Origin of the sequence: Chryseobacterium artocarpi (genome assembly GCF_001684975.1) — a bacterium.
Classification (GTDB): Bacteria; Bacteroidota; Bacteroidia; order Flavobacteriales; family Weeksellaceae; genus Chryseobacterium; species Chryseobacterium artocarpi.
The window spans coordinates 71391-95380 of sequence record NZ_MAYH01000002.1 but is presented as its reverse complement, the minus strand read 5'-3'; the positions used below and the strand labels follow the sequence as shown (position 1 = coordinate 95380).

At 35.3% G+C, this 23990-nt stretch carries 18 protein-coding genes; 7 read left to right on the top strand and 11 right to left on the bottom strand.

Going from position 1 to position 23990, the window contains the following annotated elements; all coding sequences use genetic code 11:
- Positions 1–114 precede the first annotated feature (114 nt).
- Complete coding sequence (locus BBI01_RS04110) at positions 115–1131, bottom strand: sugar phosphate nucleotidyltransferase (RefSeq protein WP_065393429.1); 1017 nt, start codon at positions 1129–1131, stop codon at positions 115–117.
- 150 nt (positions 1132–1281) lie between these two features.
- Positions 1282–2736: a lipopolysaccharide biosynthesis protein gene (locus tag BBI01_RS04105; RefSeq protein ID WP_065393428.1), complete on the bottom strand. Its 1455-nt coding sequence runs from the start codon at positions 2734–2736 to the stop codon at positions 1282–1284.
- A 199-nt stretch (positions 2737–2935) separates the two neighbouring features.
- Between BBI01_RS04105 and BBI01_RS04100 the strand changes: the two genes are divergently transcribed.
- Positions 2936–4273 carry a dihydroorotase gene (locus tag BBI01_RS04100; RefSeq protein WP_065393427.1) on the top strand — a complete coding sequence of 446 codons (1338 nt, stop codon included), beginning with the start codon at positions 2936–2938 and terminating at the stop codon, positions 4271–4273.
- 207 nt (positions 4274–4480) lie between these two features.
- Here BBI01_RS04100 and BBI01_RS04095 read toward each other — a convergent pair whose 3' ends face one another.
- A complete protein-coding gene (locus BBI01_RS04095; RefSeq protein WP_083190009.1) occupies positions 4481–6778 on the bottom strand; it encodes a GH92 family glycosyl hydrolase in 2298 nt (765 codons plus the stop codon).
- 125 nt (positions 6779–6903) lie between these two features.
- On the opposite strand from BBI01_RS04095, the gene BBI01_RS04090 reads away from it, so the two are divergent.
- The 3 genes from BBI01_RS04090 to BBI01_RS04080 all read left to right on the top strand — a co-directional run bounded on the left by BBI01_RS04090 (position 6904) and on the right by BBI01_RS04080 (position 11000).
- Positions 6904–7785 carry an SDR family oxidoreductase gene (locus BBI01_RS04090; RefSeq protein WP_065393426.1) on the top strand — a complete coding sequence of 294 codons (882 nt, stop codon included), beginning with the start codon at positions 6904–6906 and terminating at the stop codon, positions 7783–7785.
- Positions 7786–7862: 77 nt separating this feature from the next.
- Entirely contained in the window at positions 7863–10064 is a 2202-nt protein-coding gene (locus BBI01_RS04085; protein WP_065393425.1) for a M1 family metallopeptidase, read from the top strand.
- Between the two features lie 108 nt (positions 10065–10172).
- On the top strand, positions 10173–11000 hold the full coding sequence (locus BBI01_RS04080; RefSeq protein ID WP_065393424.1) for an endonuclease/exonuclease/phosphatase family protein: 828 nt from the start codon (positions 10173–10175) through the stop codon (positions 10998–11000).
- On the opposite strand, the gene BBI01_RS04075 is transcribed toward BBI01_RS04080, so the two are convergent.
- Positions 10997–11689, bottom strand: coding sequence for a response regulator transcription factor (locus BBI01_RS04075; protein WP_065393456.1), 693 nt, complete (start codon positions 11687–11689; stop codon positions 10997–10999). The two genes, BBI01_RS04080 and BBI01_RS04075, sit on opposite strands and share 4 nt — an antisense overlap.
- Positions 11679–12998 carry a sensor histidine kinase gene (locus BBI01_RS04070; RefSeq protein WP_065393423.1) on the bottom strand — a complete coding sequence of 440 codons (1320 nt, stop codon included), beginning with the start codon at positions 12996–12998 and terminating at the stop codon, positions 11679–11681. The genes BBI01_RS04075 and BBI01_RS04070 overlap by 11 nt, the downstream gene beginning before the upstream one ends.
- Positions 12999–13111: 113 nt before the next feature.
- On the opposite strand from BBI01_RS04070, the gene BBI01_RS04065 reads away from it, so the two are divergent.
- The 3 genes from BBI01_RS04065 (at position 13112) to BBI01_RS04055 (ending at position 18466) form a co-directional block, all read left to right on the top strand.
- Complete coding sequence (locus BBI01_RS04065; RefSeq protein WP_083190008.1) at positions 13112–13948, top strand: GLPGLI family protein; 837 nt, start codon at positions 13112–13114, stop codon at positions 13946–13948.
- A 171-nt stretch (positions 13949–14119) separates the two neighbouring features.
- On the top strand, positions 14120–16492 hold the full coding sequence (locus BBI01_RS04060; protein ID WP_065393422.1) for a TonB-dependent receptor: 2373 nt from the start codon (positions 14120–14122) through the stop codon (positions 16490–16492).
- Positions 16493–16600: 108 nt separating this feature from the next.
- On the top strand, positions 16601–18466 hold the full coding sequence (locus tag BBI01_RS04055; RefSeq protein ID WP_065393421.1) for a M1 family metallopeptidase: 1866 nt from the start codon (positions 16601–16603) through the stop codon (positions 18464–18466).
- Positions 18467–18503: 37 nt separating this feature from the next.
- On the opposite strand, the gene BBI01_RS04050 is transcribed toward BBI01_RS04055, so the two are convergent.
- From BBI01_RS04050 to BBI01_RS04025, 6 genes are all read right to left on the bottom strand, one after another.
- Positions 18504–19889, bottom strand: a complete 1386-nt coding sequence (locus tag BBI01_RS04050; RefSeq protein ID WP_065393420.1) for a phosphatase PAP2 family protein — start codon at positions 19887–19889, stop codon at positions 18504–18506.
- A 96-nt stretch (positions 19890–19985) separates the two neighbouring features.
- Positions 19986–21002: a zinc metalloprotease gene (locus BBI01_RS04045; RefSeq protein ID WP_065393419.1), complete on the bottom strand. Its 1017-nt coding sequence runs from the start codon at positions 21000–21002 to the stop codon at positions 19986–19988.
- Positions 21003–21250: 248 nt separating this feature from the next.
- Complete coding sequence (locus BBI01_RS04040) at positions 21251–21892, bottom strand: response regulator transcription factor (protein ID WP_065393418.1); 642 nt, start codon at positions 21890–21892, stop codon at positions 21251–21253.
- Complete coding sequence (locus BBI01_RS04035; protein ID WP_228393930.1) at positions 21889–22545, bottom strand: sensor histidine kinase; 657 nt, start codon at positions 22543–22545, stop codon at positions 21889–21891. Before BBI01_RS04035 ends, BBI01_RS04040 begins: the two co-directional genes overlap by 4 nt.
- A gap of 107 nt (positions 22546–22652) precedes the next feature.
- Positions 22653–23300, bottom strand: a complete 648-nt coding sequence (locus tag BBI01_RS04030; protein ID WP_065393416.1) for a hypothetical protein — start codon at positions 23298–23300, stop codon at positions 22653–22655.
- Positions 23301–23320: 20 nt separating this feature from the next.
- Positions 23321–23863: a hypothetical protein gene (locus BBI01_RS04025; protein WP_065393415.1), complete on the bottom strand. Its 543-nt coding sequence runs from the start codon at positions 23861–23863 to the stop codon at positions 23321–23323.
- Positions 23864–23990 lie beyond the last annotated feature (127 nt).

Sequence of the window (23990 nt, the reverse complement as noted above, 5' to 3'; positions counted from 1 at the left end):
GTATTTATCTTTTTTAATTAAAAAAATACGGTGCAATATTAACGCCAAACCACACAAAACATTTTGTGTGGTTTGATGATATCTTAATTTAAATTAAAGAATTTCTAATCTTGTTTATTTTGAAAGAAAATCTAAAACTGAGTAATCTCCCAAAGAAATTTCTCTTGCTACTCCGAAATATTGAGCAGAGTTACCAATCATAGAATTGGAAAGGTTACCATGGTTGATTCTCGTGTTTTCCTGAATTAAAGAGTTTTCAATATTAGAGTTTACAACCGTGGTGTTGTTTCCTAATGAAACGCCAGGTCCTACTTTAGAGTTGGAAATCTTAACATTTTCTCCGATAAAGCACGGTTGAATAATCAAGGAGTTTTCAATAACAGCGGATGCCGGATATTGAGCCATTTCTTCCTTCTCATAGGCAAGTATCTTACTGTTGGTCTCTACTGTAGCATTTTTGTTACCGCAGTCCATCCAGTCATTTACTTTGCCTAAAGTAAACTTAGCTCCTTTCGATCTAAGGTTTTCTAAAGCTGTTGTTAATTGATACTCTCCTCCGTTTTTAATATCATTATCCATGATATAATTAATTTCATTCATCAGTTTTTCAGCGCTGTTGAAATAGTAGATCCCAATGATAGCAAGATCTGATACGAATGTTTTTGGTTTTTCAACAAAGTCTGTGATGAAACCATAGTTATCCAGTTTTACCACTCCGAAAGCAGATGGATCTTCTACGCTTTTCACCCAGATTACTCCATCTGAGTTTTTATCTAATTGGAAGTCTGCACGGAAAAGTGTATCAGCAAAAGCGATAACCACATCTCCCTGCATAGATTGCTCTGCACACTTGATTGCATGAGCTGTTCCAAGAGGATCGTTCTGATAATATATGCTTCCTTTTGCCCCCAGTTTTTCAGCAATCTGAAGAAGAGACTTTTCAATCTCCGGACCAAAATCTCCGATGATAAATGCTACTTCTTCAATTTCTTCTCCCGCAACTTTAGCAATATCTTCCACTAATCTCTGTACGATAGGTTTTCCTGCAATAGGAATAAGAGGTTTTGGAACTGTCAGTGTATGTGGACGTAATCTGGAACCACGTCCAGCCATAGGAACAATAATTTTCATAGATGATATAACAATGTTTTTTGTTTATATATAGTTTATTTTTTGTTAAATACAGTAATTAAAACGTCCTACAGACGTAATAGTTATTATATCTAACTACTCTGTTTAATGTTTTTTAAGCTTAAAAGCTATCAAAAGAGAGACCAATTTTTACCCTCGTTTAATAATTTTAGATAATATAGCCTTTTCTTTGAATGCTACGAGACACAGAAATAAAATAAGGAAAAGATTTCCTATCAGATAATTGGTTCTGAACTCATAGAAAGATAATAACGAAAAAGTAATAGTAAAGGCAAGATACATTACTATTTTTCCTGTGTTATAATGAATAGGGTATTGCCTTTGTCCCCAGATGTAGGAAATCACCATCATAGAGGTAAAGGTTATCAAAGCAGCCATGGCACTTGCCCAATATCCATATTGAGGAATAAAAAGGAAATTGATTAAAATAGTAATGCATGCTCCAATAATAGAGATGTACAACCCAACTCTTGTCTGATCTGAAAGCTTATACCATATAGAAAGATTTAGATAAATTCCTAAGAACAAAGCTCCGAGCATTACAAAAGGAATGATTTTAATCCCTTCATAATAAAGAGGGTTCCCAAGATATTTTTCTGAAATCCATTGAAGGTTTACCATAAGTCCCATATAAATAATACAGCTACAAATGACAAAAACATCCATCAGTACAGCGTAGGTTTTATGAGAATCTTTGTTTTTGAAACTTGAGAAGAAATAAGGTTCTATTCCCAATTGATATGCCTGTCTGAAAACGGTAATAAAAGTTGCAATTTTATAGACTGCACCATATACACCGATCTGGTGACGTGCTTCTTCTTCAGGTAGTAGATATTTCAGAAACTGTCTATCTAAGGTTTGATTTACAATACCGGCAAGACCTGCAATCATAACGGGCCATGAATAATTCATAATTCTTTTCCATAAGTTGAAATCAAACTTAGAAAAACTGAAGCTGAAGAATTCTTTTCCTACGATTAAAAGGGTGATGATACTTTGTATAAGATTGGCTACGAAAACATATCCGATTCCAAAATCAGGATTGTATTTTAAGCCTAGTATTCCTTCAGGATGTTTTGGGAGCCATTTGATAAAAAATAATACCAATAGAAAATAGACAGTTGATCCTGCTACTTTTGAAAGCATATATTTAAAAGGCTTGCCCTGAAGTCTTAGAATTGCTGATGGAATGGTGGCAAAAGCATCCAATGAAAGAATAAACAAAAAGATAACAAGGAAATTGACCTGATCTGGTGTTTCAAATGCCTGTGCCAGCTGATAGCGGAAAACATATCCTAAAATAAGATAAATAAGACCAATACTGATAATACTTACCGAACATGTTGAAATCAATGTTTTCTTATCGATATTCTCTTCCTGTGCAAAGCGGAAGAAAGAGGTTTCCATTCCGTGAGTCAGTAATACGGTGATTACTCCTGCAATAGAATACCAGTCTACAAATGGAGATGAGGCTGCAGGTCCGAAAAATGAGGTGACAATTGGAGCAATGATAAAAGGGAAAATTCGTACTAATACAGAACTTAATCCATATACTGCCGTCTGTCCAAATAATTTCTTATACAATTCGAAAAATTTTATGCAAATGTAAATATTTAGAAATTGATTTGTAACGGGTGATATTAAAATTCATTCATAAACCTTAATTTTGCTTTTTATAGAAGTCGGATTTTAGAAATTGAAAATTAGTAACTGTCTTTTTTAGTTCTCATAAATATTTCTAAAGTGTTGTCTTTTACGATCTAATATAATTCTAAAAAGTAAAATGAAGACCCTAATCAAAAATGTAAATATCGTCAATGAAGGGAAGACCTTTGAGAGCGATATCTTAATAGAAAATGATTTAATTTCCAAAATAGCAACTGGTATTTCTGAAGATGCAGACCAGATTATTGACGGTTCCGGAAAATATCTTTTACCGGGAGTGATTGATGATCAGGTGCATTTCCGTGAGCCTGGGCTTACCCATAAAGGAGATATTGAAAGTGAATCAAGAGCTGCAATTGCTGGAGGAATAACAAGTTTTATCGATCAGCCAAATACTGTTCCTAATGCAGTTACCCAGGAACTATTAGCTGATAAATATGTAATTGCTTCTCAAAAGGCATATGCCAATTATGGTTTTATGATGGGAGGAACGAATGATAACCTTGAGGAAGTTTTAAAAACAAACCCAAGAAATGTTCCGGGAATTAAATTATTCTTAGGTTCATCTACCGGAAACATGTTGGTAGATAATCCTGAAACACTGGAAAATATTTTCAGTAATACTAAAATGTTGATCGCTGTTCACTGCGAAGATGAAGCTACCATAAGAGCCAATACTCAGAAATATATGGATGAGTATGGTGATGATATTCCTGTAAAATTTCACCATCTGATCAGAAGTGAGGAAGCTTGTTATAAGTCTTCTTCCAAAGCTATTGAACTAGCTCAGAAAACAGGAGCGAGACTTCACGTATTCCATCTTTCAACAGCCAAAGAAATGGAACTTTTCAGAAATGATATTCCATTAAAAGATAAAAAGATCACAGCTGAGGTATGTGTACATCACCTGACTTTTACGAATGAAGATTATGAAACAAAAGGCGGCTTGATCAAATGGAACCCTGCAGTAAAGACGCAAAAAGATAAAGACGCTCTTTGGGAGGCTTTGCTGGATGACAGAATAGATGTTATTGCTACAGATCACGCTCCACATACGGCTGAAGAAAAGAATAACGTATACACGAAATGTCCTTCAGGCGCCCCATTGGTACAGCATTCATTGGTTGTAATGTTAGAGAATTACAAAAACGGAAAAATATCTCTTGAGAAGATTGTTGAAAAAATGAGTCATAATCCTGCAATCCTTTTCAGAGTAGAGAAAAGAGGATTTGTGAAAGAGGGCTATAAAGCAGATCTTGTGTTGGTAGATTTAAATGCTGATTGGACGGTTTCAAAAGATAATTTATTATACAAATGTGGTTGGAGCCCGTTAGAAGGAAGTAATTTCCACACAAAAGTTACCCATACTTTTGTAAACGGACATCTGGTTTATGATAACGGAACAATTACTGAAGAGAAGTTTGGAGAGAGATTGCTTTTTGAAGAACGGGAATAAAATCATATAAAATTCAATAGAAGCGGGCTTTAGCCCGCTTTTTTTATTTCATATATTCCATTGGCTTTAGCTAAAAACTTATTAATAATGTAGTTCTAAATAATAGTTTTATTTCTCGCAGATCACACAGATTACGCAGATTTTAAAACATAATCATCTGCTCTATCTGTATAATCTGCAAGAGATTATTTAGAATTCTAAGTGTCCTTATTTTTTAGCTTTGTTTCCCATATAGAAACTAAGCTTTCCGCCCTTCATAATTTCAGAATGCTTCAATATAAAATCCTTAATCTCCTTTCCATTGAGAAGAATCTTTTGAACATATACATTTTGTGGACTTTGATTGATGGCTTCAATTTCAAAAGTTTTCCCATTTTCTAAATTTAAAACAGCATGATCAACCGCCGGGCTTCCGATGGAATAATCTTGTGAACCTGGAGCAACCGGATAAAAACCTAACGAACTTAAAATATACCATGCACTCATTTGCCCCGTATCATCATTGCCGCCTAATCCATCAGGAGTTGCTTTATACTGCATTTCCAGAATATGACGAATCTGTGACTGCGTTTTCCACGGTTGCCCAGCCCAATTGTAAAGATATGCCACATGATGTGCCGGCTCATTTCCATGAACGTAACCTCCAATAATTCCTTCTCGGGTAATATCTTCGGTATCTGCAAAAAACTCATCAGGTAAATGCATAGTAAACAGTTCGTCCAGTTTAGAAGCAAATTTCTTTTTGCCTCCCATCATTGTAATAAGTTCAGCCGGATTTTGTGGAACAAAAAAACTGTAGTTCCAGGAATTTCCTTCAATGAATCCCTGTCCATGGGTGCTTAATACATCAAAATCTTTCTTAAAGCTTCCATCAGCGAGACGAGGACGCATGAAGCCGATTGTTTTATCGAAATTATTCTTCCAGTTCTTGGAACGCTTGATAAACTGATTGTAAATTTCTGTCTCTCCTAAATACTTTGCCAGTTGAGCAATAGCCCAATCGTCATAAGCATATTCCAAGGTATTGGAGACTGAAGTGCCATTTTTTTCAGCCGGAATATATCCAAGGTCAATATATTGCCCAATGCCTTCATAATCCCTTTTATTGGCAGTGGCAACACAGGCTTTCAATGCTTCTTTAGGATCACCGTCATAATTTCCTTTAATAATAGCATCTGCTACGACACTTACACTGTGGTAACCACTCATACACCAATTGTCATTGGCATAATGTGACCATATCGGAAGCATTTTCATAGAAAATTGATTGTAATGAGCCATCATCGATTTTACCATATCACTATTCCGTTTAGGCTGAATGATATTAAAGAACGGGTGAAGGGCTCGGTAAGTATCCCAAAGGGAAAACGTAGTATAATTGGTGAAGTTTTCTGCTTTATGAACATTTTGATCCAGACCTTTATATTCTCCATTGACGTCCATATAAACCGTCGGATTGATGAAAGTATGGTACATAGCTGTATAGAAATTGTTCTTTTGAGTTTCAGAACCTTTAATGATGATTTTATTTAATTCCTTATCCCAATCCTGTTGTGCTTTTGCTTTAATCTGATCAAATGTTAAATCTCCGGCTTCTTTTTCAAGGTTTTCTAATGCGTTTGCCTGACTTACAGGTGAAATGGCAAGTTTTACCTCAATAGATTCACTTTCATTGGTTTCAAAATCAAAATACATTTTCAGATTCCTGCCTGCGATCTCCGGAAAGTTTTTATTCTGGTCAAATTTTCTCCAGAACCCTTTATAAATTTGTTTTTCATCATAATTTTTCTGTCCATAAGATTTGAATGGTTTTGAAAATTTCATCGCAAAATAAACAGTTCTTGTTCTTGCCCAGCCATTGGTTTGCCTGTATCCGGTAACTGTATTTCCATTTTCTACACGGGCATACGTCCAGATATTTTTTCCGTCATAATTATAAATTCCAGCCATAAGATCTAAAATGATGTGAGACTGATCAGATTTCGGAAAAGTATATCGATGTACCCCAACTCTTTGTGTTGCCGTTAATTCTGCAACAATATCATGATCTTCAAGCTTCACGCGATAATAACCTGCGGCGGCTTTTTCGTTTTGATGTGAAAATCTGCTTCTGTAACCCTTTTCAGGATTTGTAGCTGTTCCGGAGTTAAGTTGTAATGTTCCTACAGTAGGCATAATCAGAAAATCTCCAAGGTCGGAATGACCAGTTCCGCTGAAATGAGTAGAGCTGAAACCCACAATAGTCTTATCCTCATATCGATAGCCGGCACAATATTTATATACTTCGCCATTATATTTCCCATTCAGTTCGTAGGAAATGGTATCTGTCTCCGGGCTTAGTTGTATTGCTCCGAAAGGAACAGTGGCTCCCGGATAAGTATGTCCCATTTTTTCCGTCCCGATTAAGGGATTTACATATTGATAGAGTCTTTCGAAATTTTGAGCCTTAGAATAAATACTTAAAAAAAGTAATGCTAATAAAACAGGAGTTCCCGGATTTTTCATGTACAGATGGATTATTATGAGATAAAATTAAATAAAAATCAACGAATATTATTTATAACATTATTTATGCTGTTATTTTAAACCATATCCATTCAATATTTATTATTTTTAAGAAAAAATATTTTATGAGTCTATATACACAACCCATGTTGCGCGAAGGTGCACTAAAAGATAAAGTAGCGATTGTAACAGGAGGCGGAAGCGGTCTTGGAAAAGCAATGACCAAATACTTTCTTGAGCTTGGAGCTAAAGTAGTGATCACCTCCAGAAACTTGGAAAAATTACAGACTACAGCAAAAGAGCTTGAAGATGAAACCGGAGGAAAAGTTCTTTGTGTAGCTTGTGATGTAAGAAATTGGGATGAGGTAGAAGCAATGAAAGAAGCGACTTTAAAAGAATTCGGTAAAATTGATATTTTACTAAATAATGCTGCCGGAAACTTTATTTCTCCAACAGAAAAGCTTACACACTCAGCTTTTGACTCTATTTTAGATATTGTTTTAAAAGGAACAAAAAACTGTACACTTTCTGTAGGAAAACATTGGATAGATTCTAAAACTCAAGGAACAGTATTGAATATTGTAACTACTTACGCATGGACAGGTTCTGCATACGTAGTTCCATCTGCCTGTGCGAAAGCCGGTGTTTTGGCAATGACGAGATCTTTAGCAGTAGAGTGGGCAAAATATGGAATCCGTTTCAATGCGATTGCTCCAGGACCTTTCCCTACCAAAGGAGCTTGGGACAGACTTCTTCCAGGAGATCTTCAGGAAAAATTTGATATGAAAAAGAAAGTGCCGTTGAGAAGAGTAGGAGAGCATCAGGAGCTTGCAAACCTTGCCGCATATCTTGTTTCTGATTATTCTGCCTATATGAACGGTGAAGTTGTTACTATTGATGGTGGAGAATGGCTACAGGGTGCAGGAGAATTTAATATGCTTGAAGCAATTCCAAGTGAAATGTGGGATGCATTGGAAGCAATGATTAAAGCAAAAAAATCAAATTAATTAAATTTATACTGAAAAAGGCTCCCGGATTTGTGATAAATCCGGGAGTTTTGTTTACCTATGTAAAAACTTTTGAGATGAATTGTAAACTTCCGGTACTTATTTCTACCATTGCTGCTTTCCTTTTCTCAGAATCATTTTATGCGCAGGAGGCATCAAAATATGATTATGTAGAAGCATTTAAACCTTTTTTCTATCCGCAAACAGGAACAGAAACCCGTTCTGCCAGCGGGCAACCAGGACATGCATATTGGCAAAATTCAGCCGACTATCATTTGAATGTAACTTTAAATGAAAATAAAAAAGAAATTGCAGGAACAGCTGAAATCACTTACAAAAATAATAGCCCTGATAAACTAGGCTTTCTCTGGTTACAGCTAGATCAGAATCTGTTTGCAAAAGATTCCCGAGGGAATGGTGTTGTTCCTTTATCTGGAAGTAGAAACGGCGCTCATGGTGAAGATTTTAACGGGGGATACAATATTAAATCAGTTAAAGTAGACGGTAAAGTTGTAAAATATACCATCACCGATACAAGAATGCAGATTGATCTGCAAAAGGAATTAAAAGATAAAGGCGGAGTTGCTAAAATCAGTATTGAATATTCTTTTGTTTCTCCTGAGTATGGATCAGACAGAATGGGAGTGCAGGATACAAAGAATGGTGCCATTTTTACGATTGCTCAATGGTATCCGAGAATGTGTGTGTATGATGACATTACAGGATGGAATACACTGCCTTATGTAGGAGCTTCTGAATTCTTTTTAGAATACGGAAATATAACAGCCAATATAACCGTCCCTGCAAGTCATTATGTGGTAGCATCCGGGGAACTTCTTAATGAAAAGGAAGTGTACGGTAAAGAGGAAATCAACAGGTGGAATCAGGCAAGAAGCAGCGATAAGACCATCATGATACGCCCTGAATCCGAAATTGGAAAAAATGTAGCTACAGGAACAAAGACCTGGAAGTTTAGAATCAATCAGGCAAGAGATTTTTCCTGGGCATCTTCCAAAGCATTTATTTTGGATGCCGCTAAAATAAATCTTCCAAGCGGTAAAAAATCATTAGCTATTTCTGCATATCCTGTAGAAAGCGCTGGCGATAAGGCATGGGGAAGGTCTACAGAATATACTAAAGCTGCCATAGAACATTATTCAGGAAAATGGTACGAATATACTTATCCGGCAGCTACCAATGTTGCAGGAAATGAGGGCGGAATGGAATATCCGGGAATTGTTTTCTGTCATATGGATTCTAAAGGTGAAGATTTGTGGGGAGTAACGGATCATGAGTTCGGGCACAATTGGTTTCCTATGATCGTAGGGTCTAATGAACGTTTATTTGCCTGGATGGACGAAGGATTTAATACATTTATCAATGGGCTATCCACAAAAGCTTTCAATAATGGTGAATATTATACCAAAGAAAACCTTGCCATGTCCGGATCTCTTCTGATGAGTGACAACCTTGAACCTATTATGGTAGGACCAGATAATATGAGAGAGAGAAATATCGGAGCTTTGGCATATTATAAACCGGGAACTGGGATGGCTGTTTTAAGAGAAGCCGTTTTGGGTCCTGAAAAATTTGATAAAGCTTTTAAAACTTATATTGATCGTTGGGCATTCAAACATCCTACACCTTGGGACTTCTTTCATACTATGGAAAATGTTTCCGGCGAAGAGCTTAATTGGTTCTGGAGAGGATGGTTTATCAACAAATGGAAGATTGATCAGGCTGTTAAAAATGTAAAATATATCAACGGAGATTTCAAAAACGGAGCACAAATTACTGTTCAGAATCTTGAGCAGATGCCTATGCCTACTACCGTAGAAGTGAAATTTAAAGACGGAACAACCAAAGTTGTTAAAATACCTGTTGAGGTTTGGAAAAGAAACACAGAATGGACCTTCAAGGTAGATTCTAATAAAGAAATAGATCAGGTAAAGCTTGATCCTGATTCTGTAGTTCCGGACATTAATATGAAAAATAATATCTGGTCAGCTTCTACAGCAAAACAGATTGATAAAATTAATGTTAAAGATTTTATAGGAACTTATGCAGACCCTAAGAGTAATCTTAAAATTTTGTTTAAAGAAAAAAATGGACAACTTTATGGAGCCGCAGCAGATGGAAGCATGGAATTTCCTTTTGAATACAACGGTGATAATACCTTTTATTTTGAAAAAGGCAATATGACGATTGTTTTCAGTAAAGATAAAAAGTCGATTACCCTCAAAGAAGGAGGGAAAGAATTTAAGTTTAACAAAGAATAAAGTCTATTTTTTTCTCTGTTTTAAAATAATTTAACAATATAATGATATGAATAAGACTTCTCTGTCATAGAGAAGTCTTATTTTTGTCTCAAATTGATAAAATAGACTATGAATTTCAGACTTTCAATGATCTTCCTGATGTTTTTTGCACTGGGATTTTCACAAGACCTTACCGTAATGAGTTTTAATATCAGGCTAAATGTAGCTTCGGATAAAGAAAATGCATGGACAGAGAGAAAGCAGGATGTTGCCGATCTGTTAACATATTATCATCCCGATTATTTTGGAGTTCAGGAAGCACTTCCCGAGCAGATGAAGGATATTAAAAACGGATTAAAGAACTACGATTATGTCGGAGTAGGAAGAGATGATGGTAAAGAAAAAGGAGAGTTTTCCGCTATTTTTTATGATACAAACAGACTTTCAGTTGTAAAATCTGGGACGTTCTGGCTATCGGAAACCCCAGAGAAACCTTCGAAAGGATGGGATGCTGCATTGAACAGAATTTGTACCTATGCCATTTTTAAAGATAAAAAATCCAAAAAAGAATTTCTTGCGATGAACCTTCATTTTGATCATATCGGGAATGTGGCAAGAGTAAAATCTTCCGAACTGATCCTGAAAAAGATCAAGGAACTTAATCCGAAAAATCTACCAGTAACTTTAAGCGGAGATTTTAACCTGACAGAAGATTCAGAACCAATTAAAATACTTTCTCAAAACATGAAAGATACTTTTTACCACTCTGAAACCAAACATTACGGACCGGTAGGAACTTTCACGGCTTTTAATGTTAATGAAATTCCAAAAGAAAGAATTGACTACATCTTTACCAATGGTTTTAAAATTAAATCACACAGACATATCAATGATACAAGAGAAAATTTACTGTATCCATCAGATCATTTTCCGGTTCTGGTAGAACTTTCTCTTTAATATGAATTGACTGGAAAATCAATTTCAAATCCAATTCCTCTGAGGGATTGGATTTTTACTTCCGGATCATGGCTGAAATATTTTCTGAGTCTGCTGATAAATACATCCAGGCTTCTTCCTGTAAAATAATCATTGGTTTCCCAAAGCTGATCAAGAATCTCATCTCTGGTAATGGTGGAATGATTATGCTTCAACAGATATAAAAGAAGTTCCTGTTCACGAATGGTCATTCTTACATTTCCGTGAGGGTGAGAAAGCAGCAGTTTTTTTGTATCCAAAGAATATTGCCCGATATTCACATGGCTTTCCATTATTGAAGGCGTAGCTCTTTTAATAATATTTTTAATTCTTAATACCAGCTCTTCAGGATCGCAGGGTTTAGCAATATAATCATCAGCTCCCATCTTCAGTCCCGTTAATCGGTCTATCTTTTGATTTTTTGCAGTTAAAAATAAAAGCGGAAAATCTTTTTTCTCTTTTAAGATCATTTTGGCAAGTGAAAACCCGTCAATATTAGGCATCATTACATCCAGAATTCCCATATGAAAAGTAAAATCAGAAGAGAGAAGAGGAAGAATTTCTTCCGGATTTTGAAACCAGTCAACCTCAAAATCTTCCAGTTCAAGATATTGTTTAAGGATCATTCCAAAGTCAGGATCGTCTTCCGCCAGAAGTATTTTAGTTTTCATAAGGTATGGATATTTTAAAGGTACTTCCTTTTCCAAGCTGGCTGGAAACATCTATTTTACCATGATAAGAGGTTATTATTTTCTTTACAAAATAAAGTCCTAGCCCTAGTCCTTTGCTGTTGTGAATATTATTGGATTGTATTCTGTAGAATTTTTCAAAGATATTTTTTAATTCTCTGCTTTCCATACCTTGCCCGTTATCAGAAACTTTGATTTCAAGATGTTGAGAAAGTATATTCGTGTTTACAGAAACAGCGGAAGCTCCATATTTTATGCTGTTTTCACAAAGGTTCTTAATAACAGTCTCCATGAGGTTTTTATCAAAAGGAAGTATTTCCGAAACTTTATTTTCAGATTTAAAATCTATTTGTGGATAAGTAAATGCCAAATCCTGAATGAAGAAATCCCAATCCTCCGGAGTTACGGCAATTATCTCATCAGGAATCTCATCTTTATGCAATTGTAGCATCAGATTTTCCAATCGTGAAATTTGTCGGTCAATAAGTGGAAGTGTTTCAGGATTCCAGCCTTTTTTCAGTGTTTTGGAAGCTATTTTTAACGTAGCAATAGGCGTTTTAAATTCGTGGGAAATATTATCCACAATAGTGTGGAGAACTTCTACCTGCTTCTGTTGTTTAATGAGGTTTTTAATTGTGGAAATATACAGTAAAAGGACGCTGACAAGCAGGATGATACAGCAAATAATCAGTAAAGTAAGCTCTTTGAAAACAAGACTTTTTATATTTTTAATTTCAAAATCGGTCTGGCTGGTTACGAAAAAGGTATCTCTCTCGTTAGTTTCTTCTTCTCCTTTAAGTTCTTTGGTAGATGAGGTTCTCCAGGTTCCGGTACTGGTAATTTTTGGTTTTTTTACCTTATCCTTGCTTTCATAGATGATGATAGGCTTATCAATGACTTTGGTACTATCCGGAAGGTGAATAATAGAATTGTACTGAATTCTTACAGAAATTTGGTATCCATCTTTTTTTAAGCGGTCATCTACGTAATGATTAAGCTTTTCCCTGGAAGCTTTTCTGTCTTCCATGAAATGATGAATGAATTCCTTTTTGCTGATTTCCTTATTATAATACTGAATAATGATTTTCTGTAGAGAATCACTTTTCATTTCCTGAGAGTCATGTACATTTTCCAGTCTGTCGGTAAAATTGGAAATTCTGTCATTAATTGTTCTGTAGATATCTCTTTCTTTAACCTGATAAGTTTTATACATAAAGTAAACCTGTATCCCCAATAACAAAAGGAATAAAGTGGCGAAAAGATAGATCAGTTTTTTACTCTTGGATATCATCAGAAACAAAGATAAAGTTTTAACATTTTACTTAAATAGTATTTTGAGTATTAACCTATCATTAACCTTTTAGGTTATTTGTTTTTCTTACATTTAAAAACTAAAAACCTTCCATGAAAAAGCAAATTATTATTCTGATGCTGTTGATCGCGGCTATAATGAATGCACAGACTCATCGCTTCATCTATGAACTTCAGTATAGACCAGATACAATAAGGAACGCTCCTTATGAAAAAGAAGAAATGATATTGGATATTAATCCTGAAGAAGTAAAGTTCTATGAATCCGGTTTTTTGGTGAGTGATTCTCTTAATATCCTGCATGGAGGGACGTCTTCTCAACACACAAGTCAATCCGGGCAAACCATTATCAGGAAAAGAAATTCTAATAAAAATAAAAACTACGTGCAGATCATGATGATGCCTTATTATTATGTTTTTGAAACGGAGGATAACATTCAGTGGAAAGTAGAAGCGGATACAAAGAAGATTAATAACTATAATCTGCAAAAAGCAACGGCAAGATTTGGAGGAAGAAATTGGACGGCTTGGTTTACACCAGACATCAATATTCCTGAGGGACCATATAAATTCAGAGGATTGCCAGGAATGGTTTTGTATGTGGAAGATGATAAAAAAGACTTTGTATATTCTTTTTCCAGAAACGTTAATCTCCCGAAAACATATAATACAAAAGGCTTTCTTGAAAAACATTATTCTTTAGATGCCCTTACAATAGATTTTAAAAAATGGGTAAAGCTCAACCTTGAGTTTTATAATGACCCTTATGCCAGAATGAGAACAGATTTTCAACCGGATTGGACCGTGAAAATTGATGGACGACAAATCAAAAGCAAAGAAGAGTTTGCAGGGCTTACCAAACAGACACAAATGAATATCAAAAAATATTATAACCCGATAGAACTGGATAAAGCGATTCCTTATCCATAAAAATATACACATCGTTTTTAACGCCTGAGTCTCTGATTCAGGCGTTTTATTTTAAGAGAAATGGCATTAACCTATCATTAACTCTTCGTTAACCGAAATTCTCCCGCTCAATATTGAATTTTGTCCTGTAAAACAATTGTACCGTTTTATATCATTTTTAAAAATATAATCATGAATAAAATCCTTCTTTTTCTGTGCTTTCCAATGTTGATGTTTGCCCAAAAGCAAAAGCTTGCCGGAACAGTGACAAATACAGAAAATGAAAAACTTTCTGCGGTGAACGTAGGTTTTTATAATTCAGGGAATGAATTGATCAAAGAATTAAAAACCGATGGCAAAGGCGGATTTGTATTGGAAGGTCTTTCTGAACAGAATGTAAAACTTGTGGTAAAACGGGAAGGGTATCTTGTGTTTGAAAAGAATCTGAATCTTGAAAGCTCTGAACCTTTACAGATTATCCTTAAAAAAGAAGATGCTAAGGAAATAGAAGAAGTGGTAATGACGAAGCGAAAACCTTTGGTAAAACGAAAAGTAGACCGCCTTGAATTTAATGTGGAAAACAGTAACATTTCATCATTGAACGCTTGGGAAATCTTAAAAAATACCCCCAATGTAAGTGTAAACAATAGTGTCCTTACCGTAAAAGGAAGTACAGGAATTCTGGTTACAATCAATGATAAGAAAGTGATGCTGACAGGAGATGAGCTTAAAAACCTGCTGGAAAATACACAAGGCGATGATGTGAAATCCATAGAAGTGATCACGAATCCACCGGCAAAATATGAAGCAGCAGGAAGCGCGGTATTGAATATCGTAATGAAAAAGAATAAAATAGAAGGCTATCGTGGAATTCTGTCTTCAAAATATGTTCAGACACAATATGCAAAAGCAGTTTTTGGATTGTCGCAATATTATAAGAAGGATAAGCTCTCCGTTATGGCAAGCTATTACAAGGGAATGGGAACTTACTATCGAGAAGGTTTCGATTATGTGAACTATCCCGAAAGCCAGACAAAATGGATGAGTACAATGAACAGAAAGGATAAAAACTATAACCAGAATACCCTGAATTTTAATGTGGAGTATGAGTTGGATAGTCTGACAAACTTAAGCCTCAACTATTCAGGGTATTTTTCTCCAAAATCTTACGGGATCTATGATGTACCAACTTTGATTTATAATAATCAGGATATTGTAGAATCAAATTATAGAACACTGAATGACCATGAATCCCGTTCAGCAAACAACTCTGTCAGCTTTCAGATAGATAGAAAACTGAATAAAAAAAGCAGCCTGTCCTGGATCAATTATTTTACAGGAAACAATTCCAGTAAACATCAGGATGTAGCAACCCATCTGAATTTTGCCGGAGAACTTCCTCGTGAAGATCACTTTTTGACTCAAAATAAAGCAGATGTAAAATTATTTTCCACGCAGTTAGATTATCAATGGAAAAACGAAAAATGGGAACTTGAGTCCGGAACAAAATATAGTTTTGTAAAAACAAACAGTACCTTAAAATTCTCGGATAACGAAAACGGAGAATTACAATATCGTCCTGAAAAGAGTAGTATCTTCGATTATAAAGAACACAATTTTGCACTGTACACCTCGCTTGCTTATAATATCGGAAAGTGGAATTTTAAAGGCGGTCTTCGTGCGGAAATGACAGATCTCGAAGGAGTAGTTTCTGAACCTTATGATCTTAATAAAAGTAATTACTGGAACTTCTTCCCGACATTTTATGCACAATATACTACAGAAAATAAGCATGAATTTGGATTTTCCTATGGTAAAAGGATCAGCAGACCTTCGTACTCATGGCTGAATCCTGCAAAATCTTATTATAATCTGTTTTCATACTTTCAGGGAGATCCCCAACTGAAGGCAACCATTATTCATAATCTTAACCTTACTTATTCATGGAAGAACTGGAATTTGGATCTTTATTATCGTAAAGAACTTTATCCATCTATGGAAATATCTTATCAGGTACCGGAGAATAATAACGTTGTCTATCATTTTACAAATATTGAAAAAGGACAGGCATATGGGCTGAGTTTATATAAAAACTTCCAGATAAAACCTTGGTGGAATATTATCATTTCTGAAAATCTGGAGCACAACGAAAATTACTTCAACGGAGTAGATGGACTGTTGCATCAGAATAAAGTTTGGAATCTTGACTCCAATATTTCAACCAGTTTTACGTTGGATAAAAGCAGTGATTGGAAAATGGAAGTGGGACACCGCTATTTCTCAGGAGGAGTGCAGGGACCTTTCAGGATTTCAAGCACGTGGAATGCTTATTTTGTGATGAACCGAAAGTTCTTTAATAAAAAACTGGAAGCAGCTTTAGTCGTTACAGATATTTTCAGAACTACAGGTCAGAAGGTTGCTACGAAATATGCGAATCAGGATAACTATTTCCTAGATTATACCGATACTCAGGGTTTTTCACTGTCTTTGAAGTTCAATTTTGGAAATCAGTCTGTGAAAAATGCAAAAACAATTAAAAAGACTTCCGAACAGGATAGACTTTAAAGCTTTATGCTGAAAAAATTACCATCGTAAAACATTATTATAAAAGAAATTACTGCTTCATGTTACATTTTCCCTATTTTTGATACCTATCTTTAAAAAGAGATCGTTATGAAGAGAATTTTTTCCGGAATGCTGATGGTTGTTTCATTGCTGCAACTTTCCGCTCAGGAATTGTATATGCCGAGAAATATTAAAAAAGCTTTCGAAAAAGGTACGCGAGATGTCTCCGGAGCCCCCGGTAAAAACTATTGGCAGAATAAAGGAGTTTACAATGTAGAGGTAAAAGTAGATGCCAATACAAAAATAGTTTCAGGAAAAGAAACAATTGTCTACACAAATAACAGTCCGGATAATCTTAATGAACTGGCAATACGATTTGTGAATAACCTGCACAAGCCGGAATCTCCAAGATCAGGAGGCGTTCCCAAAGATTTTTTATCCTCAGGGCTTAAGATTAAATCATTTGTTGTGAATGGTGATAAGTACGACATCGATAGTGATGACTGGGGAACTGTAGAAAAAGTAAAATTAAAATCAGCCTTAAAGTCAAAATCAAAAGCTGAGGTTAAAATAGAGTGGGAATATCCACTTTCAGTACAGAGTGGAAGAGAAGGACAGATTGATCCGGATACTTTTTATGTAGCGTATTCTTTCCCTAGAATTTCTGTATATGATGATTACAATGGGTGGGATATGCTTCTTCACTCTGACAGACAGGAGTTTTATAATGATTTTAATGATTATAGTTTTGCTATTACAGCACCTAAGAATTATGTGGTATGGGCAACGGGAGATTTCCTAAACCCAGAAGCTGTACTTCAACCTGAGTATCTGAAAAGATATAAAGCTTCATTAAAGAGCGATAAACTAATGCATATCGCTACAGAGCAAGAAATGAAGTCCGGGAAAGTAACCACGCAGAATAAATGGAATGTATGGAAATTCAAAGCGAGCCATATTACAGATTTTTGTTTTGCAATGAGTAACCACTATGTTTGGGATGCTGCCAGTGTACAGCTTAAAACAAAAAGAGCGAGTGTACAGGCAGGGTACAAAGCCGGAGCAAAAGATTTTGAACATTATGTAGACTGGATGCGCTATAATCTGGATTGGTTTTCCAAAAACTGGCCCGGTGTAGAATATCCTTATAATGTAATGACAGCTATTCAGGGATATGCTGATATGGAATATCCAATGATGATCAATGACACAAGTATTCCTGATGATCTTCAGGACGCAAGGCTTACGGCAGATCACGAGATTGCACATACCTATTTCCCTTTCTATATGGGAATCAATGAAACAAGATATGCTTTCATGGATGAAGGATGGGCAACAACACTTGAGTATTTGATCGGAATTGATGAAAACGGAGAAGAAGCTGCCAAAAACTTCTATAAAAACTTCCGTATTAAAAAATGGATCAATGATGCTTCATCAGAGCAGGATCAGCCTATCATTACGATGAGTACACAGGTAAGCGGTTCAGGATATGGAAGCAATTCTTATGTGAAATCTTCTCTTTCTTATCTTGCTTTGAAGGATTATTTGGGGGATGAATTATTCAAAAAAGCATTACATCATTATATGGATAACTGGAATGGAAAACATCCGGTTCCATGGGACTATTTCAACTCTATGAATACAGGTTCAGGAAAAAATCTGAACTGGTTTTTCCATAACTGGTTTTATACCAATAATTATATTGATCTAAAAGTAGCAGGTGCAAAACAAATGAACGATCTGCTTACCGTAAACGTTGCTAATGTAGGTGGATTTGCCATTCCTTTTGATGCGATATTATCTTATGAAGACGGAACAACAGAGAAAATTCATTTCTCACCTTCAGTCTGGGAAAAAGATCAGAAATTAACAGATCTTGTGATCCCTATCAAGAAAAAAGTGAAAACGGTAAAGCTTGATGGTGACATTTTCATGGATTACACTCCAGAAAACAACAGTAAAACATTATAAAAGTAAAAGCCTTCAGATTTTGAAGGCTTTTTTATTGTTAAAAATAAGCAGTTAATCTTAATCCTAAGGTAATATAATTGATCTTTTCCTTAGCGATCAGGTGATTAAGTTCTTGATCCAGTTCTGCACTTTCCTTAATGTCGTCACTGAAAGAATAGCGGATCGTAGAATTGATTTGATTGTAATCCGTATAAAAGGTAAGCCCTAATCCTGGATTGAATTTATAAGTCATAGAAGCACCTGTATTCCAACGAAATGCTGGTCTGGGTTTATATCTGGCTATTTGCAGTTCATGATTTGGAGCATCTATTCCATCTCCTTTTACGAAAACTTTTCCACTTGCGGTTGCTGAATATCCTGCGGTTGCTTTTAAAGTAAGCTGCCATTTGTCAGAAAATTCATGAGAGAAATAAGGTCCGATACCAGCTCCTAAAAAGCCCATCGACTGAGTTTTTATAGTATGTTCACCAAAATCCTGATCATCATCAAAAGTTATTCTTTGAGCCTTAATAGGAAAACTACTGAAAGAGACATCGGCACCTACACCCCATTTCTTTGAAAAGAAATAAGCACCTTCCAGCCCACCCTCAAAACCTATTTGTTTTTTATCGTCCAGCTCAGATTCTTTAAGGAAATTGGTTGTTCCCAATGCCGTCCCCATTTTTAAGGAAAGAAAAGAGGGATAGTCATTTCCTTCAATCTTTGAGAGAATACTCAAATTATCACCTTTATTTTTATAAATTTTGTCTATGAAAAAGTAGCCAAGTTCTGTTGATATGATCCCAATTCCCGCGCCTGCAAGTATATCAGGAACCCAGTGTCTGTTATTTAAATTTCTCCCCAGTCCGGTAAGAGTAGCAGAACCATATCCTGCAATACTATATGCAGGATTTACCATTCCGTATTCTTTGTGTAAAAAGCTTGCATTGGTAAAAGCCATTGCCGCATGTCCTGAAGGAAAAGAATTATTTTTAGAACCATCCGGACGTTCTACTTTAGATGTATATTTAATGGAATTAACTAAAATTCCCATGATGACTAAACTGGTTGCATAAGAAAGAGTGGCTCTTCCAAGATTATTTCTCCCTTTTACTCCAGCTAGTTTTAATCCGTAAACGGTTACGGCAGGTGCGTATTGAAGATAATCATCATATTTCATTTTGAAATTGGGGAGATATCGGTTTCTTACCTCACGGATGTTTTCTTTCTCACCCCAAGTAGCAGCTGCGGCAGCAAAAAGGATGGTAGGAGCTACAGATTTTTTTACCCAGTCTTTCTTAAAAAAAGAAGTTTGTTCTTTAGTTTGAAAATTTGGATTAATCAAAGCAAGATCCTCTTTTAAATTTTTAGACTGAATGGTATCCTGAGCTTTGTAACTGTATAAATTTAATAATATCCCTGCTGCTAGGGCTAGTTTCTTCATCGTTGTGATTATCAGATTAAAATCGCGTAAAAGTATAAAAAAATTCCATCCCTGATTCGGGATGGAATTAAAATAATATTAAAATATGTTGTTTTATTAGTAAACTCTTAATCCGGATCTTGCTCCGGAAGCAGCCGTTACGGATTGCATTTTTGCTTTTTGTCCCGCACTAAACATGTACAATGACTTGTCATCAGAATAATCCATATAATTCATGAACATTACAGATCTTTTTACACCATAACATGTGTTATACAGAGGGTAGGTAGGGTTTCCTGTATTAGCTGTAGTCTGCGTCGGAGTATCTGCAATTAGATCATCTCCACAATTAGCATCACCCCAGATATGTCTAAGCCCTAAATAATGCCCCACTTCGTGAGTGGCAGTTCTTCCCAGGTTAAATGGTGCAGAAGCTCCTGTTTTTCCGAAATAAGGTGCTGCAATTACTACACCATCCTTCCATGTACCTGCGCTTTCAGGGAAAGTAGCATATCCAAGAATGCTTCCTTGAGCATCAGGCATGCTTCCCACAACCCAAATGTTGAAATAATTAGTAGGATTTGTTGCATCAATACCGCCTGTAGAAGCTTTCTTCATGGTATTGTTTGCTCTGTCAGTTGAAGTCCATGATGTCTTTGTCGTAGATTTTCTTATCGTATTTACCAATCTGAATCTTACTTTTACATCACCAGCTTTTACACCTTGGAACTCAGTAGGTATTAGTGAAGCATCACTGTTAGTACCTCCATAGTCAGCGTTCAGAATAGCAATTTGTTCAGCAATTCTGGCATCAGATACATTTTGAGCTGTTGTTTTATAGATTACATTTACGACTACTGGGATTTCAACAGTTCCATCTGCAAGAACTTTTCCTAAAGCAAGATTATTAGCAAATTGTTTTGCATTAGCTTCAATTTGTTCTGCTTTTAGTCTAAGTGAAGGATCTTTTTGGAATTCCTCTTGTCTCATTTGTTCTGAAGGACAGATTCTTTTTGAAGCTACTGCTGAAGAAATTTCCTGTTCAGGCTGTACTTCGTTTTGAGAGTTTACACTGTCATTGGTACATGCAGACATTAGACCCAGAGCAAGGGCTCCAAATAATACTCTTTTCATATCTTTTTTTTAAATGGTTGAGAATGTGAAATTATATTATCTGGAATTAATATCCAAATTATTTTCTTATTTATTTAAATTATTCTTATTTAATCAGCGTTTTAGTTGTGTTTTAGTTAATGAAATTGCAAATGTTTTGAATTTTAATTATATTTAGTGCTTGGGTTTTTATTTTTTATTTCTTTTCAAGTTTAAGTGAATAATTATTCTTTAAATTGTTTATTTTGATAAAAAATTTACACATTAACTTAGCTTGCGAAACCATTTTTAATTGCAAAAACAGCTAGTCCAACACGCGTTTTCAGATCCAGTTTTTCGCATAATTGGTCACGATAGCTTTCAACTGTTCTTGGGCTGCAACACATTCGGTCTGCAATTTCCTTATAGCTCAGCTCAGTAACAGTATATTTCAGAAATTCCTTTTCGCGGTCCGAAATCTTTACCGTAATTTCAGAGTCGCTGTCTTTATTCAGGTTGGTAAATATGATTTTTGAAGCCCATTCCGGATAGAAGAAACCATCAGAATTTAATCTTGTAAGTGCTGTTTCAAGATCTTTTGGGTGTGTGTTTTTTAAGAGGTAGCCTTTTGCGCCGCTTTTGATCATTTTAATTACGCTGGTATCGTCTCCTTGCATGCTTAGTGCCATTACTTTGATATCAGGATGATTTTTGGAAAGCCAAGCTGCTGTTTCAAAACCGTCCATCACCGGCATACTGATGTCTAATAGTATAATATCAGGAATTGTATTGCCTTCTTCGAATTTTTGGATGAGGTCTTTACCGTTCTCACAAACATAGATTACTTCAAATTCATTAAAATTACCAATAATTCCTTCGAGGGCTTTAGCAATAAGGATATGATCGTCAACAATTACAATTGTTTTTTTCATGACTGTTTTTTTAAGGTGATATTGACTTGGGTGCCTACATTTTCTTCACTTTCAAGATTAAAATCGGCACCAATGATTTTTGCTCTGTTCTTCATATTGGTGAGACCAATGCCATTAGATTTTGTGTTGGCTGTATCAAAACCAGCTCCATCATCACGAATCTTAAGCTCCCAAAGTGTATGTTCAGAAGTATTTAAACTGATGAATATATTCTTACAATTAGAGTGCTTTATACTATTTTGAATAAATTCCTGAGTGATTCTGAGCAGTAAATTTTTGTGCATAAAACCAAGGTCCAGCTGATCAAAATTATGTTCAAAACTTACATAGCATTTTTTTAACGAATTGGTATTGTCTACTTCTTCCTGAATCAGTGTCACAATTTCCTTCTGGCTGATATTGTCATCTGTCAATGTTTTTGAAAGGCTTCGCAAGTCCTGTAAAGACTGATTAATGATCTGTGAAACCTGATCTATCCTTTCTACAGCTTCGGGAACTTTGTTTTCGTAAAGCATCTGCTGAACATAGAGACTTACTAATGTCAGCTTTTGACCAATATTATCGTGGAGTTCGCGCCCGATCTGCTGCATGGTTGCTTGCTGGATTTCCAGTTGGGTAGATAGAAGTTCTCTCTGATGAAGTTCGTTTTTCATCTCGATTTCATTCAAGTATTCTTTTTTTCGTTGTCGGTAATTCCTGATATAGATAAATACAGCGATTACAAACATCAAAAAAAAGATGTTGAACGAAATAAAGGTTATTAAGAGTTCTGTTTTCCCCATATCAATGCACTTGCAAATAAAATATACATAACTGCTCCTGAAACCTGGAAATATATGAAATAAATATCCCATATTTCCATGTATTTGTAAAGAAGAGAGTTAAATGTCATGAACGGAAGGTTAGCAATATAAAAAAGCGTTACTCCCAGGTTAATATAAAACATTTTGTTTTTACTGAAATTGAGAATCTCAGATGAATTAACCTGTTTATAATATTCCATAATGACGAGAGCCATTAAGAATAGACAGCCTATATTGTAATTGAAAGAAAAGATAGTTTTTTTTTCCGGGAAAAAAAGCGCCCTGAGAACATAGGTCAAGAGATATGCTCCGGTCATTATATAGAACAGTTTTGGTTTCTTTAGAGACTCTTTTGCGTACAGCCAATAAAAAAATATAAACTGTAATGGAATCACAAAGTAATTATAAAAAAGTATTCTGTCTATTCTAAGTTGCTCTTCACCCCATTTTACAGATGATTCGCAGAGGAAAATAATAACAAGATAAATTGCCAAATATTTCCAGGGTGTTTTTTTTACACGGTTATAATAAATTATAGAGACTAAAGCTGCAATAGCTTCACCTCCATACATGATTGAAGAGAATATTTTTTGAATCTCAGTCATATTGTGTTCAGAAATGGTAATTAATAAGCTTCACCAATGATAGGTGACGGAGGAACAAGTGTGCCGCTGTTTTCACCAAGGTTTCCGTCGTCATAGCTTGGTCCTGAACCTCCACGGGCTGCCATAGCTATAGATCTGCTTTCATCGGATTGGATAGGATTGAAATCAAAATCATGTAATTCACCTTCCGCATTCTTTCCTTTCATTGTAGGGATCATAACAAGGGTATGTTTTTCCGAATACTCCTGTGGAACAGGGTGGGTATTCATAATATCCCAATTATCAATTTTTGGGTAAGCTGCATAATAAAATCTAATTCCTAAATCTTCCTGAGTATACCGAGGGTTTACTTTAGCAGCTTCCTGCTCTATTAAAGCAATGAAGTTTTTCAGTTTAGGAAGATCAAACCAAATGGAATGAGCATCTTTTATTCCCAATGAATCATTAATGGCACTCAAGTGATTGGTACGGTAATTTTCAATAAGAGTTTTTATCAATTCATTTGACATTAACCCTGATCCTGATCTTGGTAGATCGTTTTCATTAGTAGATTCTGTATTCATAACTTAGTTTTATGTTGGAAATATCCATATTTTGGCAAATTTCGTAAAAAAATATAGTAATGAACAGGGAATTATACTGTTATTTTTACCGTGTTTTTACGGATTGTGTATAAAAATAAAAAAGTCC

Bases quoted from the DNA above. Each gene is read 5' to 3' on its own strand.
- BBI01_RS04070 (WP_065393423.1), bottom strand. From the start codon at position 12,998: ATGATATCCAAGAGTAAAAAACTGATCTATCTTTTCGCCACTTTATTC.
- BBI01_RS04060 (WP_065393422.1), top strand. From the start codon at position 14,120: ATGAATAAAATCCTTCTTTTTCTGTGCTTTCCAATGTTGATGTTTGCC.
- BBI01_RS04075 (WP_065393456.1), bottom strand. From the start codon at position 11,689: ATGAAAACTAAAATACTTCTGGCGGAAGACGATCCTGACTTTGGAATG.
- BBI01_RS04040 (WP_065393418.1), bottom strand. From the start codon at position 21,892: ATGAAAAAAACAATTGTAATTGTTGACGATCATATCCTTATTGCTAAA.
- BBI01_RS04035 (WP_228393930.1), bottom strand. From the start codon at position 22,545: ATGAAAAACGAACTTCATCAGAGAGAACTTCTATCTACCCAACTGGAA.
- BBI01_RS04045 (WP_065393419.1), bottom strand. From the start codon at position 21,002: ATGAAAAGAGTATTATTTGGAGCCCTTGCTCTGGGTCTAATGTCTGCA.
- BBI01_RS04055 (WP_065393421.1), top strand. From the start codon at position 16,601: ATGAAGAGAATTTTTTCCGGAATGCTGATGGTTGTTTCATTGCTGCAA.
- BBI01_RS04090 (WP_065393426.1), top strand. From the start codon at position 6,904: ATGAGTCTATATACACAACCCATGTTGCGCGAAGGTGCACTAAAAGAT.
- BBI01_RS04080 (WP_065393424.1), top strand. From the start codon at position 10,173: ATGAATTTCAGACTTTCAATGATCTTCCTGATGTTTTTTGCACTGGGA.
- BBI01_RS04095 (WP_083190009.1), bottom strand. From the start codon at position 6,778: ATGAAAAATCCGGGAACTCCTGTTTTATTAGCATTACTTTTTTTAAGT.
- BBI01_RS04065 (WP_083190008.1), top strand. From the start codon at position 13,112: ATGAAAAAGCAAATTATTATTCTGATGCTGTTGATCGCGGCTATAATG.
- BBI01_RS04030 (WP_065393416.1), bottom strand. From the start codon at position 23,300: ATGACTGAGATTCAAAAAATATTCTCTTCAATCATGTATGGAGGTGAA.
- BBI01_RS04110 (WP_065393429.1), bottom strand. From the start codon at position 1,131: ATGAAAATTATTGTTCCTATGGCTGGACGTGGTTCCAGATTACGTCCA.
- BBI01_RS04025 (WP_065393415.1), bottom strand. From the start codon at position 23,863: ATGAATACAGAATCTACTAATGAAAACGATCTACCAAGATCAGGATCA.
- BBI01_RS04100 (WP_065393427.1), top strand. From the start codon at position 2,936: ATGAAGACCCTAATCAAAAATGTAAATATCGTCAATGAAGGGAAGACC.
- BBI01_RS04085 (WP_065393425.1), top strand. From the start codon at position 7,863: ATGAATTGTAAACTTCCGGTACTTATTTCTACCATTGCTGCTTTCCTT.
- BBI01_RS04050 (WP_065393420.1), bottom strand. From the start codon at position 19,889: ATGAAGAAACTAGCCCTAGCAGCAGGGATATTATTAAATTTATACAGT.